The organism is Algoriphagus sp. (assembly GCF_030694375.1).
Taxonomy (GTDB): domain Bacteria; phylum Bacteroidota; class Bacteroidia; order Cytophagales; family Cyclobacteriaceae; genus Algoriphagus.
This window is the reverse complement of sequence record NZ_JAUXYL010000020.1, coordinates 119,635-134,611: the sequence shown is the minus strand read 5'-3', so window position 1 is coordinate 134,611 and position 14,977 is coordinate 119,635. Positions and strand designations below refer to the sequence as shown.

Sequence of the window (14,977 nt, the reverse complement as noted above, 5' to 3'; positions counted from 1 at the left end):
CCGATGAGAAAACACCTTTTTCTATGTCTGCTCACTTGTAGCCTTTTTTGGGCAATTCCAAATTCCTCCTTTGGGCAAACCTATGCCGAAAAATTGGGCTACCCCAAGGGTAAAAAAGTGGTTATTTTCCATGTAGACGATGCGGGCATGTCCTATGAATCCAATCAGGGAACTATCCAATCTCTGGATTTTGGCATCGCTACCTCTTGCAGCATCATGATGCCCTGCCCGTGGGCAGCTAATTTTATCCATCAGGCCAAGGACCACCTGGAATGGGATTTAGGTTTGCACCTCGTCCTTACCTCCGAGTGGAAAACCTATCGCTGGGAACCTCTTGCAGGGAAAAGTCTGGTCCCCGGACTACATGACCCGGATGGAGCTTTTTGGCACACCGTAGAGCAAGTCGTCCAACACGCCACCCCTGAAGAAGTCTATATCGAACTCAAAGCCCAAATTGACCGGGCGCTGGGACTTGGCCTGAAACCTAGCCATCTGGACTCGCACATGGGGACACTTTTTGCCCATGATAAATTCCTGGAAAAATACATTCAAGTCGGCCTGGAGTACGACATCCCGGTGATGTTTCCCGGAGGCAACAATGTGCTCTTGGAAGAAAGCCTCACTGCTCCGATCATCAAAAAACTTAAAGCAGAAGGAAAATACACGGAAGGAATGGCCATCCCCAAACCTGAATTACTTCTAAAAAGCAAAGCCCTTGGTGAACAAGTCTGGAAAAGTGGACTTCCCGTTTTAGATGACTTGCATACCATCAGCGGAGATTGGAAGCCGGAAAAGTCAGCAACACACGTAGAGCTCGGCAAATATAAAGTTGGGCAGTTTAAACGTATCCTCCACAAAATGGAGCCCGGGCTAGCGATGATCATTATCCACAGCATCGAATATTCCGACTTTTTCAAACGGTTTTCAGGTTCGGGAGACTCCCGATACGGGGATCTTTTGGCGATGACTGATCCTGATTTGAAAGCTTTCATCGAGCAAGAGGGAATCATTCTAACTACTTGGAGGGAAGTGATGGAAAGAAGAAAGAACCTCATTCAAAAATGAAAAAAATATTCAAGGCACCCATTCATTGCTGGATAGGTAGATTGGTGATGTGGCTTTGGGCAGGCCCGGTGCTTGCCCAGACCACTCTCCTTCCAATCGATGTGAATCAGGCCATTTTCCCGCCTCAAGCACTACATGTCCACGGCAGCAGTTTGGTATATCTTCCTGATGGCGACATTTTGGCTGTCTGGTTTCAAGGGTCCGGAGAGCGAACTGCCGATGATGTACTCCTCATGGGATCGAGAAAATCCAAAACTTCTGATTCCTGGTCTGTTCCTTTTCTCATGGCCGATACGCCTGGCATCCCGGATTGCAATCCGGTAGTATTTCTCAATCAAAAAAATGAGCTTTTTCTGGTGTGGATTGCCGTTTTGGGAAATCGATGGGAGCAGTCTGTGTTACGGATGCGCCGAAGTACTGATTTCAATAGTCCGGGAGCCCCCAATTGGTATTGGCAAGACAATATTCTACTCAACCCGGGAGATGAATTTGTCGAAGAAGTGAAAGCCCGATTCAAGGAACTGCCCGATTCACACCAAGCTTGGGCTGAATATGCCCCTTCCTACGAAAAGCTGATTTTGGAAGCTATTACGGATTCCAGAAAGCGGAGCATCGGCTGGATGACCCGGATCAAGCCTTTGGTCACTGACGAAAAAATCATCCTTCCACTGTATTCTGATGGGTTTAATTTTTCCCTGATGGCCATCTCCGAAGATGAGGGAGAAACTTGGAAACCCAGCAGGCCTGTGGTTGGAAAAGGGCCCATTCAACCGGCTTTGGCCAAGCGGAAAAACGGGGACATCGTCGCCATGATGAGAGATTCAGGGGATGCCCCTACGAGGATTCAGCAAAGCATTTCTAAAGACGGAGGCATCTCCTGGACCTCCGCCCAAAAGACTTCCTTTCCCAATACCGCAAGCGTGGAGCTGTTGGTATTGCAGGATGGTCGCTGGTGGATGGTCGGCAATGACCTGGAGGATGGGCGCTATCGGCTGGCGCTTTGGATTTCTGTAGATGAAGGCGAAACCTGGTCCTCCCCGCAATATTTAGCGATTGATCCAGAGAAAAAGGGTGGTTTTTCCTACCCAAGCTTAATTCAGGATTCATCCGGACGAGTTCATCTGAGCTATTCCCGGCACCTGCCAACCGGAAAGACCATTCAATACATTCAGTTAGACCCTCAAAAAATCCAATAGTTATGACCTTCCGCCTTAGACTGCTCATTTCAAGTCTCTTTTTTCCGTTTTTACTGCAGGCCCAAACTTCCAAACAAGTACATCAGGACCGGGTATTTCAGCAGGACTATGCTGTCAAATATGTTGGAGAAAATGAAGCGAAAGAGCGTTTCAGTCTGGCAGTGGACCGGAATGGCACCATTCAGATTTTGGAGCAAGGGAAACTGCTCCGGCCGGCCTTTGGGGCCTTTCAGCAGGATGGTAAGTTGGTTGCAGATCAGTCCTATTTGCCTATGAAGGACAAGACTATCCTCGCCATTCTTTCCTATCAGAATCAATTGGTCTATCTCGATGACAAAGCAGTGCTGAGCAATGCCTGGGCAGGGGATCTTTACCTGATGCACGACTTAAAAAATCCTCATGCACTGGCAGGAGGAAAGGACATGGATTTTGTTGCGGTCAGTCCAAGTCAGCTTCAATACCTGAAAAAAGGCCAAAAGACCAATCCAATCACGATAAGGGAACCGATTTTGGACATCCGGTTTGACGCAAAAAGAAACCGGTTTTTGCTTTTGCAGGCCTCGGGAATTTCAGCCTATTCCCCGGGCGGAACGCAGATTTCCCCGGTTGCCAAAGGCGAAAAACTCAGCGCTTTTGCCCTGGATAGCCAAAAAGACCATGCTGTCATCGGGACAGAAAACGGCTATTTCACCCTTGATCTAGCAAACAATCAAGCCGGTACACTTCAGACCAAACTCCCTTGGACCGAAATCACAGCAGTGGAGGTGAATGGAACTGACTATTGGTTTGGAAGCAAAAAGGGAGCATTTCGCTTGGATCAAAACGGAACCTTTTCCTATTATTTCGGAGACCGATGGCTTTCCGGGGAGCAAGTTCGGGATATGGCTTTGGACAAAAACCGAGTGCATATCCTGACTGAAAAAGGACTTTCTACCTTGGTTTTTGAAGAAATGACTTTGGCGAAAAAGGCCGAAATTCTGGAAGACCAAGTACGGAAAATGCATATCCGAAACGGATTCAATGCCTCACTTCAGCTCAGCGAAAAGGGCAACATTAGCTCCGGAAGACTAAAGGACTCTGACAATGACGGGCTTTGGACTTCGATGTATCTGGGAGGACAGGCTTTCCGATACGCCGTCACCAAAGTTCCTGAAGCACTCGCCAACTGCAAAGAGTCTCTTTTGGCCATGGAACGACTTTACACCATCAATCCGGTCGAGGGCTTTCCTTCCCGATCTTTTGAACGAAGTGGCTATATCAATCAGCTTTCGGACCCGGATCGCTGGCAACATGCCTCCGATCCTGAATGGGACTGGAAAGCCACCACAAGCAGTGACGAGGCCATCGGACATGTATTTGTCTTTGGCGTCTTGGCAGAGATCGTAGATGATCCCTGGATCAAAGCCAAGTCCATTGAGCTCCTCGATGCACTGATGAATCACATCGTCAAAAATGACATGTATCTCATCGACTACGACGGCAAACCCACCCTTTGGGGCAAGTGGCATCCCGACTATGTCAATGGCTTTCCCGAGCAAGTCGGTGATCGCAAGCTCAATTCCTCCAATATCATCGCCATGCTACAGACAGCCTTTCACTTTACCGGAAAAGCGATCTACAAGGAAAAAGCATACGAACTGATGGAAAAACACGGCTATCTCGAGAACCTGATGAGGCCCATGGCAATCATCGGTCAATCCGGTGATGGAAGTGATGACTGGAGCAAAATGCTCTCCGAATCCTGGAATCACTCCGACGACGAAATGTACTTCTTGGGCTATTGGGGTTTGTATCGGTATGCTTTTTCCCCGGAGCTCAAAGCGCAATTCAAGAAATCCATCCTCGACCACTGGGAAGCTGAACGCCCGGAAAAGGAAGCACTTTGGAATATTTTTACCGCGCTAGTCCAGCCTGAAAACTTCGATCTCGAGCCTTCCATTTGGTTTCTGGAGCGGCATCCCATCGATCTGATCAGCTGGCACACCCAAAACAGCCATCGCAAAGACATCGCCATCATCCCGGCCAATTTCCGCAGACAGTCGACCGAGACGGTACTTTCGCCTTCCGAAACCCGAATCATGAGGCACAATGCCAACCGGTTTACCCTCGATGGAGGCAGTCAGGGTACCACAGTCTACAGTGCCGGTGACATTTGGTTATTGCCCTATTGGATGGGAAAGTATTTGGGGGTGATCAAGTGAACGGGGATTTGGGAGGAGGCAGAAAGTTGACCGCTGTCGGATGTCCGATTTCAGGCTGAACGGAGCCGAAGCCTAGGGTTGGAAGCAGGAGGTAAATTTTAGACCGATGACCGGTGTGATGCGCTCTTTTCTAAGCTTATGGCGTCGTCTTTTTAGTACAAAGACCGGAGAGCGAATGATCAGGTTTTACCAATTCAAACTGTCCAACATCTGGAGAAGCAGGATAACAGATGAAGCAGGACAACACAAATAAATCTGCGCTCATCAATGTCTCCTGTCTGCACCTAGCAGGTCTTTGGGAAAACTTCTTCATTTACAATTTGATAACATCCGAGAGCTTTTATTGAATTTTTTCAAGAAAAGTAAACCGATCATAGTCAATTTTCACCCAAAATTTATGGAGAAATGATCTTGGGTTAATCTATTCATTTTGAATCAAATAGAAACATTTGTACAAAAGTAAAATTTTCGCAAATCGAGGATTTTTATTCGCAATAGGCGTAAAAACTCAGCTGGATTTTTTCAAAATTTCACTTCCTAATCCAGCCCAGCACTATGAATACTTTAGATTCAACTTTATTAAAGGATTTCAAAAATGGAGAAACCCAGGCCATTGAGGATTTCTATTTCCTCTTCAAAAAACCCGTACTGCGATTTATCCTCTCCATGGTCAAAGACCCCTTGGAATCTGAGACGATATTTCACGAGGTATTTCTGAAAATCCTGAGAAAACGTTGTGAACTTGAATCCGAAGACCGAGTCCGCGCTTATATCTTCACAATTACCAAAAACGAGGTGATTGACTATTTTAAATCTCTAAAGCGGGACCGTGAACGTCTGGAAAATTATTTTACCACACGAATTCACGAATCCTCACCCGAAATGATAGATGCGGAGGAAAACATTCTAAACAGACTAGAAGGCGCGCTCCATACGCTACCCTTCCAACGAAAAAAAGTCCTTGAACTCTCCTACTATCAGGACAAATCCTATCAGGAAATCGCAGAAGAATTGGGAATCTCGAAAAACACTGTGAAAAACCACCTGATCAAGGCCCGTGTCAACCTCCGCGACCGACTTTCTTGATTAGAAAATGCGATCCTAGACATCAAGAAATTAGCCATTGGAGAGTTCGCAATGGCTAATTTTCTATTTCTATGAAAAACTCACTGCTGCAGGCATTTTTGCAACTTTTTCTGCCCCAACCTGTGCTAATTCCTTTTTAGAAAATTCATTAAAAACCCCCGATTCACAGCAGGGAAAACTGCATGTTTGACCTATTCCATTTTTATGGCATCTGTGCACTTCTGAGTGACCTGTGTGCCAAATCCGAGTTCAAAAATCCCTTTTCCTAAAAACTCTCAGTGCAAAGAAATTAGGAAATAGCATCCAAACCATCAAGGTCCCACCTGCGATAAGCAAACCCATACTGCTGGAAAAGAACTTTTGAAAAAAAGCACCGGTGTAGCCCATTAGAGCTGAAATATCCAATTGCATCAACATCAAAATCCTACCCAAATCCACCGGATTGAGCATTACCAAAGCAAGGGTCGCCTTTTCCAAAGGATAATCCGCAAAGCTGTAAATGAAGTAAAGTACAAATCCATCATACACCAATGAGAAATAAATCCATAACCCAAGGCTGATCCCGATTGCCTTCGCCTTGTCCCGAGTCATCACACTCGCCAAAAATGCGAAACCGGTGAATACCGCACTGAGAATAATCCCAACTGCCAAGAGCGTAATGAGACTGCTATCTGCTCCCCACAGCATCATCGGCAAGCCAAAACCGATCAAAATCGACAAACTCAGCATGATGATCACTGCAAACAACTGACTGAGGAAAACCTGGGATCGCTTCACCGGCTGGGCAAGCATCAATTCGATAAATTCCAGATTGTTGTAAAAATGCGTGGTGGCAAAAACTGCTGAAATCAGCGGAACAATCATGATCATGATATTCATCAGACTCAGGGAAACTTTACTCAAGTCGTCTGATACCTGGTAAATGGAAATGGCTACCAATGCCAGAAATACCGTGTAGATGAGGGCAAATCTGGATTTTAGGATGTCATAAAGCGCGTATTTGAGCAACTTAAGCATAGGTCAAAGCTTTAGTGGTTGACTTTTTTTTTAAGCTCCATTGCATCAGTTTGGCAATGGCAGGGGAAAATTTCTCTTCAGAAGTAATCTCTTTAAGACTTTCGATGGAATCATTGAAGAAAACCTCCCCTTCGAAAATGTAAATGGCGTGATTGGTCAATTCCTCCAAATCACTCAAAATATGGGAAGTGACGAGTATGAGTTTTCCGGCTTCCCGCTCATTTTTGATTTTCGATTTCAGGATTTCGACAGCGATCGGGTCAAGTCCTGCCGTCGGTTCATCCAAAATCAGTATTTCTGGATTGAAAAGGAAGGCCAAGGCAGCACTCACTTTTTGCACAGTGCCTCCGGAAAGGGTACCCAGAGATTTGTCTTTGATTTTATCCAATTCATAGGCCTCCACCAGATCCAAATCATAGGTTTTGATTTCAGGCCGCATGTCTTTCATCATCGAAAACAGCTGCCCGATTTTCATATTTTGGGGATAGCGGCCTATTTGGGGCATATATCCAATGAATTTACGATAGTCATTGCTGCCTTTGATGGATAAGCCTTTTACCAGGATTTCACCTTTATCCGGCAGTACCATCCCAAGAATCGATTTGATCAGGGTGGTCTTTCCGCTTCCATTCGGGCCCATGATAGCATAGCTGTTACCCCTTTCAAAACTCAGGGTAAAGTCTTTCAGGACTTCCAGCTTGCCAAATTTTTTGAATATAGAATTAACCGTAATCATAAGGTCTCATTTTAGGGGATTGATCGATCATCTGATCGGGAGTCATGGTAGGCAGGATTTTTTCCATCCGATCCAAAAGTGTCACCATAAAACTTCTCCAGAGCATCACCGCTGCGGGAATTTTCTCTACAATGACACTATATAAATTGATCGGTCGATAGGGCACATCGCCTATCATGTCCTTGTCCAGATCGTAGCCTTCGTATTTGTCCCAATAGTTTTCAGTGATGGTATTCAGCACCACCGATCCGTTAGAACTCATATCAAAGGTGTTTTGCGTAAAATTATTTGCTTTGAAGGTGTTCTGATCGCAGCTTGCCATGAGCTTAAGTGCCCAACCGTTTTCACGAAAGGTATTTCCGGTAAACTGGATTCTGCTGCTGCCCTCCATGTATATTCCTACTGTGTTTTTTAGAAAAACATTACCGATGACTTCACTGTCGCTGATGTCTTTGAGTAATATTCCGTAAGCGCTCGAACCCCAATTTTCCTCAAATCGGTTTTCCTTCATCAGTACATTTTTGGTGTACATCACGGCAACTCCGGCACCGTTATTTTTGAAAGTATTCCGGATGTAGCTGTTGTCGTGGGAAAACATAAAATGCAATCCATAGCGCATGTTTTTCTCCACATAGTTTTCTTCAGCCTTGGTATTGGTTACAAATTCAAGGTAAATCCCATCCCGGTGTCCCGATACTTTATTTTTGCTGATCAAGGAGTTTTTACACTTCCAAAGATGAATCCCATTGCCCACTTCAAATTCTCGAATAGCATTCGCATGAATTTGGTTTCCCGTGATCGTCATTCCTGAAGAATTGGAAAAGTGAAGACCAAAAAAGGTGTTTTCCAGGATGTTGTCTTTGATGACACAGTTTTTTGAATCAAAAAATTTAATCGCTGCCGAATCGTCCATGTTGGATTTGCCGGTATTGATGATTTTGAGTCCTTGAATCGTGAGGTTTTCAGCCGCTATAATCAGGACATTGCCTTCCATATTTCCGTCCAAAACCGGATAACCTTCCCCGATCAACGTGAGTGACTTTCGGATGATTATACCTGACTGTTTGTAAACTCCCGCGGTAATTTGCAGCGTGTCTCCCGGCGAGGCTTTGTCCACGGCACTTTGGATGGATTGCCCCGGTACCAATCGAATGACTGCCGAATGTCCCTCCACAGCGGCGAGGAGTCCAATCAATGACAAACAGAATATTCTAAAGTAAGGTCCCATGGTTCGCATCATTTATCCACCAAATCATTTAAACTGAGTCGTCAATTCTCCCCAGGCGAGATACACTCCACCTGTTTTGTTTTTGTATTCTTTTAGCAAATCATAATCTGGAAATGCAACAATTTGACTCGCCATGGGCGTTTTGAATTCTTCTGATTTTAGATAAAAAGCATAATTAGCGTCCAACAATACGCCCGGGTTTAGATAGTCAATGACCAGAATGTGCTTATACATTTGGGATTTTCCATCCTCGGAATCCATATACTGCAGCATACAATTCACATCATCAAATACAAAAACCTTCCCCTTTTCAGTCACCAGCTCGGCGCCAAATTTGGGATCCATCAGTGTCATTTTGCAGTGATGACATCCATCCTGACCATAGGCAATGGGTCTTGGGTCTGCCGAGCATGATGCCAGGAAAACCAAAAGTGCGAATATTGACAGATAGCGCTTCATTTCTATTAGGTTTTAAGTGTTTATAAGTCAATTTATTACAGTTTTATCAAATCTATCTCTTACTATAGCCACGATCAGCAGTCCAACACCTCCCACTAATATCCAGCTGCCTGTGTCAGGTCCGGAGTAGGCAAGGAAATTCAAGAGCTCCTTGTATCCGATCAAGGGGGGCTGGTAACTCATTCCTTCCACCTTTATAGCGGCTTTGGGATCCAGATTATGGCCATATTTATAGCCCCATTGATACATGTCCGCCAAAACGGCCAATCCGAAGAGCGTCATCAGACCAAAAAAGGTATATAAACTCCACCTTTTCCCGATCAGAAAAGCAATAATCCCCAAGGCAATCAACGCTCCAATGATATAAATCAAGAAGCCAAATTCCGGGAACATCTCGTCTCCGATATGCCTCATTCCGATGTAATGATTGACCCCGTTGATTTGATCCACATTTCCGCTGAGGTGGTCAATCCAAATTTTCATATTAAGCCCTTCAGGGTACTGAGGTGCCCAAAGACTGATTTGCCAAAGCGGAGTAAAATAGGCCGGAATGATCAGCAAGGCTGCTAGGAGAATCATGATCCGATTTGAAAAATTGAGAGATTTCATACTGATTGGGATAATTACCGCCGGCCCTTTTCGGAGCCGACGGTAGGATTTGGGGATTTACTCAACGTCTCCGGTTGAAAATTTCAAAGGCATATTCACTCCTTTAGGAGATACTCTCAGATATCCCTGCATTTCCTGATGGAGTGCAGAACAGAAGTCTGTACAATAGAAAGGGAAAACTCCCACTCTGTCCGGCACCCACTTTAGGGTAGCTGTTTCGCCCGGCATGATCAGCAGTTCTGCTGTATTGGCTCCTTTGATTGCAAATCCGTGGGGAACATCCCAGTCTTGCTCCAAGTTGGTCACGTGGAAGTATACCTCATCCCCTACATTGACCCCTTCGATATTATCAGGTCTAAAATTGGATCTGATCGAAGTCATGTAGACGTGAATTTGATTGCCTTTACGCTCTACTCGGGCATCTTTGATTCCCTTCAGTACATAAGGGTGCATGTTTTTCTCGATTGGGTAAAACTTCACCTGACGGTCTTTGATCAGACTTGCCGGAAACGACTCTGCATAGTGCGGCTCTCCTATAGTGGGGAAGTCCAGGAGAAGCTGCATTTTATCTCCCGAGATATCATAGAGTTGAGCCGAATGGGCCAATTCAGGACCGGTTGGCAGGTAGCGATCTTTGGTGATCTTATTGTAAGCCACCATGTATTTTCCATGCGGCTTACCTGTAGGTCCACCGGGGATACTCAAGTGGCCAACAGAATAATAAGTCGGCACACGATCCACTACTTCAAGTGTCTCGATATTCCACTTCACAATCTCGGAGGACACGAACATGGAAGTATAGGCAAATCCTTTTCCGTCAAATTCGGTGTGCAAGGGACCTAAACCCGGCTTTACTACTTCCCCATGAAGTACTGACTCGTATTTCAGTACAGGCATGCCATTGATATCTCCCTCGAAGTCTTTCTTTTCGATTGCAGCAAGCATTTTGGTAAATGAGAACACAGGAATGACCGCTGCCAACTTACCACTGCCTACAATGTATTCTCCGGTTGGGTCAGTATCAGTGCCGTGTGGAGACTTAGGACATGGGATGAAGTAGACAATGTCTTTCAAGATTGTCGGATCCAAGACTAAGACATCCTCCATCATAGTAGAAGTTGCAGAGTGGGTTTCTTCGTGCCATTTATTGTGGACATAGTTTGCCTTTTTCTTGGTTCCCTTGCCCGCTTTCACGTATTCTTCAGCTTTTTTCCAGTTGATAGCCATGATGAAATCCTTGTCTTTTTGGGAAGCATTCACTTCCAAAAGCGTGTGAGCCATCTCGGTATTGTAGGTAGAAAAGAAGAACCAACCGTGTGATTTGTTTTTACCGGCACGGGCCAAGTCAAAATTGAACGGTGGTGCTTCGATCTGGAATGACAGGTTCATTTCACCGGATTCCTTGTCCACAGCAATGAATGAAATATGGCCTTTGAAATTCTCTTTGTACGAATCGATAGAAACATCTTTATTGTCTCCTGTCGGGATGGAAAATCTTGTTCCTGCCACTACATACTCGGTATTTTGAGTAATGAAGGGAGAGGAGTGATTACCCGCCGAATTTGGGATTTCGATGATCTCAACAGTTTTGAAGGTAGTCAAATCCACCCGGGCGATCCTTGGGGTGTTGTTTGCATTTCCAAAAGCCCATCTCGCATCATGCTCAGCATTCGTTGTGGAAATAGCGATGTGGTGCAAGTCATCCCAAGGAACAAATCCATGGGAGGTATTGAGCATTGGTTTGGACTCTTCTGAAAATCCCCAACCATTCTCCGGATTTACAGAAAAGACAGGAAGGATCTTCAACACTCTACCAGAAGGCAGGCCAACAACGGACATTTGACCGTTGAAACCACCCGAAACGATATTGTAAAACTCATCGTGATCTCCGGGTGCTACATAAACTTTGGATGCTGCATCTCCCGAAATGGCACTTTGTGCTCCCTTCGGTTTACAGCTTGGAGCCAGAACAACGGCTGTCAAACCGATTGCCAATAGCCAGACTTTCTTTTTCATAATGAAGGATTAATTTAAAAGGTGAATTATTTGGTTGCGGCGTCTCGTACACCCGCCTTTTCTTCGTCATTTTTTCTGAGGAATTCCAAAATTCCGCGTGCATCCTGAACACTGATGTTTTGGTTTGGCATCCTTGTGAGGCATTCCTCCAGCAGTTGCTGTGCTACGGGATCCTGATCAAGCATGATGTCCACATTGGTAATCATATTCATGACCCATTCAGGTTTTCTCCGGTTGGTCACCCCTTGAAAGCCGGGCCCAACGAGCCGCTTGTCATTCAATTGATGACAGGCAGTGCATTTCATATCGACGATTGCTTTTCCAGTCTCGGCCAGAGAAGCGTCGATTCCTGTACCCAGATCTACAGATGTCACTTCACCGATTCCTTTTGGATCGGCTTGAACCTCATTTTTAGGCGTGGACTCGGTAGTAGAAGTGCTTTCACCACTTCCTCCGCCACACGAAGTCAGGAGTATCCCTAGGATACCCATCGACATAATCAGCGTTTTTTTCATAGTTTCTCGTTTGATTCGTTCTTGTAATTGGACTTTTGGATTTGATATAGATTGGTTGGAGAATTCATTGGATCGCAAGCCTGCCAATAAAAAGGCAATGCTTAGCGGAAAAAGGCAGGAGGCAAGAAAAAGCCAAAGGTTGTATTCGGGCAGAAAACCCATTTTCAACCAAATCAAAGTGCCTTGGACAAAGAGCAGCAACTCTGTCAATACAAAGGCGGAGATCAAAAGAATCCAGCCCAATTTGGTGCCTGATTTCGCATTGGTCCAGCCTTTGGCTATCGCTAAAGCGCAGACGCCCATGGTCATGGCTCCGAGCAAAACCAGATGAAGGAAGCCGATCACATACATTCGGATCGAATAGGAAATCACTGCAATCGAAGGAAAAACAAGCAGTCCCTGAAGCATCGCCTTTGCAACCAGACTGGCCAAGGCTAGCAGCAGAAGCAATCGTGCAAAACCCAGGAATTGATCAGTTTGATCCAGGCTGAACACTGATTTTAGAATCCAGAAATAAGCCACTAGCTGAATGATGACTGCCAATCCATTGATTTGAAAGAAAACCGGTTGTGGTGCTGCCCAAGTCACAGCCAGCATAAAAGTCAGCGCCACAGAGATCGCCAACACCCATTCCTGGTAGGCTGGCCAGTGGATTTTAAACCCCTTCTTCTCATAGTGCAGCAGAATCAACCCCAGGACACCCAAGACAAACCAGCCGTTCAGCTGAAAATGCAGGAACCATTGGATAGCCATAAAGTAAAGCTCATGCATCCTTCCCAATGTGGATGAAATGGGGCCAAGTGCCCAAAGTCCAAAAGTGGAAATCACCATAAACCAAATCGACAGAAGAAGCAATCGTGTGGCAGGTGTTTTCTTGGCGGACCTTATTACTCGAAGCAGCTTAAAGGCAAAACCATAAGAAAACAAAACATGAAGCGTGGAGAAACTGATGCTGACAGCTCCGTATCCCTGAAAAGGGAACGAAAGCAACATGCCCAGCAAAGCAATTACCGTCCCCAGAAAAAGAAATTTATAATCCTTGACCCGGTCTTTTTCTTTGACCAAACCAAAAACCATCCCTCCTATCAGCATCAAGTATCCCCAACCCAGCAAAGCGAGGTGCGAATGCGTATGGAGGATATTCCGGTATTCGAAATACGGAATCTCAACTACATGAAATGAACGCATCACCAAGCCCAGGCAAACAGAAAGAAAGAAAAATCCAAACGCCCATCTTATCCAATTCTGACGGAACCGAGTTCCGGAAGAGTCAAATAAAATGGACGATATGGAATTATTAGGAATCATTGATCAGGCATTCATGCTTGTAAATACTTCTTTAGCCTCAGGAAACAGGATGTTGTTTTCCAGATGAATATGAGTGTGCAGGTCATTTTCAAACTCCTGAAGCATTGCAAATGCGACTTTGTAAGTTTGACATGCATCTGAAGGAGGTGTGTAGGTATTGCTCAGCGCTGAAATTTTTCGAAAACGCTCTCCTTCAGTATCGTGCTCTTCTTCCATCATGGCAATGGGATTTTCGATATCTCCAAAGTGTGCCGGTGAAAGTGGGAAGTTGCCTTTCCGGGAAGCTTCCATTGCTTTGATATAGGGAAAAAGAATAAACTCTTCCTTTTTCATATGCGCAGTAAGCGCGTCTGCTGTATTGAAAAACTCATCCCGGATTTCCAAAAGCTCCGGATGGTTGTCACCATGCACTTTGGCAATCTTATCCAGGTAGAATTTCAGAGCGGGGATTGTTGTCTCTACATACTTATGATGGACGCCTACAATGTGATCTACCAGGTCAGCCATACCGAAATCCTGATAGTGAGTCTCATCCTGTTGCTTCACGATTTGCTCCAGCACAGCAGAGATTTCCTTTAAGTCTACTCCTTTTCGCTCACAGGCATCGCTCAACTTGACGCCGCCTTTACAGCAGAAATCAATTCCGTAATCGGTGAAAATTTTAGCAGTCCGAAAATTCTCCGCTACGATGCTACCTACTTTTTTTTCAGCTATCTGATTCATAATTTAATTAGTTTAAAGGATATTTTTATCTTCTTTTGTGTTAAATTTTTTTAGTACTTTAAATACGAAACCCCCTGACGGATACCTTTTGCCATGTCTTCCAAGGTTGTTGTCATCATCATCCCGGTGAGATGATCCCGAATTGCCTTGAATTTATGATGCACGGCACAGGGTCTTTTTTCTGAACATTCCTGCAAGCCCAATGCACAACCTGTAAAAATTGAATCGCCGTCCACCACTTCCACTACATGGTGAAGCGATACCTTTCTTCCGGATTCTGAAATCCGAAATCCTCCATTTGGCCCTTTAATGGACTCTAAAAGATGCTCTCTAACCAAAGTCTGAAGAATCTTTGCCGTGAATGCCTCCGGGGAGTTTATCGCAACGGCAATTTCTTTCAAGCCGATGCACTCCTCGCCCTCTGGCATTGTGGCCAGAAAAATCATGGAGTTGATGGCGTATTTACAGGCTTTGGAAAACATCTCTTTGGTTTAGAAGATGCTCAAATGTAGCAGAAAATATTAAAGGATAAAAATATCCGTTAATATTTTTTTATAAGAAAGCCACCTTGCACCGAAAATCATTTACATAAAAAGGTAAAACAACCTGAAAGGGACCCTTTTTATTATTTGGGGTGAATCGTGGAATAAAAACTTTGCCTACAAAAGATTATTTGATTACTTTCCATGAGTATGAATTATTCATCACCACATTCTCATCTACTTTTCCCGGCTGCCTATCATTCCAAGGTGACAGTCATGAGATTGTTGGTATGTCATAGCAAGGCTTTTATCAATTAATCCTCCGTTTTTGAAAAC

General features: G+C 44.9%; 13 protein-coding genes. 4 read left to right on the top strand and 9 right to left on the bottom strand.

Going from position 1 to position 14,977, the window contains the following annotated elements:
• The first annotated feature begins 3 nt into the window (after positions 1 to 3).
• The 4 genes from Q8M62_RS05480 (at position 4) to Q8M62_RS05465 (ending at position 5,548) form a co-directional block, all read left to right on the top strand.
• Positions 4 to 1,065, top strand: a complete 1,062-nt coding sequence (locus Q8M62_RS05480) for a polysaccharide deacetylase family protein (protein WP_304899887.1) — start codon at positions 4 to 6, stop codon at positions 1,063 to 1,065.
• Entirely contained in the window at positions 1,062 to 2,261 is a 1,200-nt protein-coding gene (locus Q8M62_RS05475; RefSeq protein ID WP_304899888.1) for an exo-alpha-sialidase, read from the top strand. The genes Q8M62_RS05480 and Q8M62_RS05475 overlap by 4 nt, the downstream gene beginning before the upstream one ends.
• Before the next feature lie 2 nt (positions 2,262 to 2,263).
• Positions 2,264 to 4,462 carry a hypothetical protein gene (locus Q8M62_RS05470; RefSeq protein WP_304899889.1) on the top strand — a complete coding sequence of 733 codons (2,199 nt, stop codon included), beginning with the start codon at positions 2,264 to 2,266 and terminating at the stop codon, positions 4,460 to 4,462.
• Positions 4,463 to 5,017: 555 nt separating this feature from the next.
• Positions 5,018 to 5,548 carry an RNA polymerase sigma factor gene (locus tag Q8M62_RS05465; RefSeq protein WP_304899890.1) on the top strand — a complete coding sequence of 177 codons (531 nt, stop codon included), beginning with the start codon at positions 5,018 to 5,020 and terminating at the stop codon, positions 5,546 to 5,548.
• 249 nt (positions 5,549 to 5,797) lie between these two features.
• On the opposite strand, the gene Q8M62_RS05460 is transcribed toward Q8M62_RS05465, so the two are convergent.
• The 9 genes from Q8M62_RS05460 to Q8M62_RS05420 form a co-directional block, all read right to left on the bottom strand.
• Complete coding sequence (locus Q8M62_RS05460) at positions 5,798 to 6,565, bottom strand: ABC transporter permease (protein ID WP_092728473.1); 768 nt, start codon at positions 6,563 to 6,565, stop codon at positions 5,798 to 5,800.
• Positions 6,558 to 7,301: an ABC transporter ATP-binding protein gene (locus Q8M62_RS05455; RefSeq protein ID WP_304899891.1), complete on the bottom strand. Its 744-nt coding sequence runs from the start codon at positions 7,299 to 7,301 to the stop codon at positions 6,558 to 6,560. The genes Q8M62_RS05460 and Q8M62_RS05455 overlap by 8 nt, the downstream gene beginning before the upstream one ends.
• Positions 7,288 to 8,529 carry a nitrous oxide reductase family maturation protein NosD gene (locus Q8M62_RS05450; RefSeq protein WP_304899892.1) on the bottom strand — a complete coding sequence of 414 codons (1,242 nt, stop codon included), beginning with the start codon at positions 8,527 to 8,529 and terminating at the stop codon, positions 7,288 to 7,290. Before Q8M62_RS05450 ends, Q8M62_RS05455 begins: the two co-directional genes overlap by 14 nt.
• A 24-nt stretch (positions 8,530 to 8,553) precedes the next feature.
• On the bottom strand, positions 8,554 to 8,988 hold the full coding sequence (locus tag Q8M62_RS05445; RefSeq protein ID WP_304899893.1) for a nitrous oxide reductase accessory protein NosL: 435 nt from the start codon (positions 8,986 to 8,988) through the stop codon (positions 8,554 to 8,556).
• A gap of 27 nt (positions 8,989 to 9,015) precedes the next feature.
• On the bottom strand, positions 9,016 to 9,567 hold the full coding sequence (locus Q8M62_RS05440; protein ID WP_304899894.1) for a hypothetical protein: 552 nt from the start codon (positions 9,565 to 9,567) through the stop codon (positions 9,016 to 9,018).
• 87 nt (positions 9,568 to 9,654) lie between these two features.
• Positions 9,655 to 11,613, bottom strand: a complete 1,959-nt coding sequence (gene nosZ / locus Q8M62_RS05435) for a Sec-dependent nitrous-oxide reductase (RefSeq protein WP_304899895.1) — start codon at positions 11,611 to 11,613, stop codon at positions 9,655 to 9,657.
• 26 nt (positions 11,614 to 11,639) lie between these two features.
• Positions 11,640 to 13,436, bottom strand: a complete 1,797-nt coding sequence (locus tag Q8M62_RS05430; RefSeq protein WP_304899896.1) for a c-type cytochrome — start codon at positions 13,434 to 13,436, stop codon at positions 11,640 to 11,642.
• A gap of 3 nt (positions 13,437 to 13,439) precedes the next feature.
• Entirely contained in the window at positions 13,440 to 14,159 is a 720-nt protein-coding gene (gene ric, locus Q8M62_RS05425; protein WP_304899897.1) for an iron-sulfur cluster repair di-iron protein, read from the bottom strand.
• Between the two features lie 50 nt (positions 14,160 to 14,209).
• Positions 14,210 to 14,641 carry an Rrf2 family transcriptional regulator gene (locus Q8M62_RS05420; RefSeq protein WP_304899898.1) on the bottom strand — a complete coding sequence of 144 codons (432 nt, stop codon included), beginning with the start codon at positions 14,639 to 14,641 and terminating at the stop codon, positions 14,210 to 14,212.
• Positions 14,642 to 14,977: the final 336 nt, after the last annotated feature.

What these genes read in the sequence shown, in the direction of transcription:
- nosZ (WP_304899895.1), bottom strand. Translation starts at nt 11,613, where the DNA reads ATGAAAAAGAAAGTCTGGCTATTGGCAATCGGTTTGACAGCCGTTGTT.
- Q8M62_RS05420 (WP_304899898.1), bottom strand. Translation starts at nt 14,641, where the DNA reads ATGTTTTCCAAAGCCTGTAAATACGCCATCAACTCCATGATTTTTCTG.
- Q8M62_RS05465 (WP_304899890.1), top strand. Translation starts at nt 5,018, where the DNA reads ATGAATACTTTAGATTCAACTTTATTAAAGGATTTCAAAAATGGAGAA.
- Q8M62_RS05480 (WP_304899887.1), top strand. Translation starts at nt 4, where the DNA reads ATGAGAAAACACCTTTTTCTATGTCTGCTCACTTGTAGCCTTTTTTGG.
- Q8M62_RS05440 (WP_304899894.1), bottom strand. Translation starts at nt 9,567, where the DNA reads ATGATTCTCCTAGCAGCCTTGCTGATCATTCCGGCCTATTTTACTCCG.
- Q8M62_RS05460 (WP_092728473.1), bottom strand. Translation starts at nt 6,565, where the DNA reads ATGCTTAAGTTGCTCAAATACGCGCTTTATGACATCCTAAAATCCAGA.
- ric (WP_304899897.1), bottom strand. Translation starts at nt 14,159, where the DNA reads ATGAATCAGATAGCTGAAAAAAAAGTAGGTAGCATCGTAGCGGAGAAT.
- Q8M62_RS05470 (WP_304899889.1), top strand. Translation starts at nt 2,264, where the DNA reads ATGACCTTCCGCCTTAGACTGCTCATTTCAAGTCTCTTTTTTCCGTTT.
- Q8M62_RS05450 (WP_304899892.1), bottom strand. Translation starts at nt 8,529, where the DNA reads ATGGGACCTTACTTTAGAATATTCTGTTTGTCATTGATTGGACTCCTC.
- Q8M62_RS05455 (WP_304899891.1), bottom strand. Translation starts at nt 7,301, where the DNA reads ATGATTACGGTTAATTCTATATTCAAAAAATTTGGCAAGCTGGAAGTC.
- Q8M62_RS05430 (WP_304899896.1), bottom strand. Translation starts at nt 13,436, where the DNA reads ATGATTCCTAATAATTCCATATCGTCCATTTTATTTGACTCTTCCGGA.
- Q8M62_RS05475 (WP_304899888.1), top strand. Translation starts at nt 1,062, where the DNA reads ATGAAAAAAATATTCAAGGCACCCATTCATTGCTGGATAGGTAGATTG.
- Q8M62_RS05445 (WP_304899893.1), bottom strand. Translation starts at nt 8,988, where the DNA reads ATGAAGCGCTATCTGTCAATATTCGCACTTTTGGTTTTCCTGGCATCA.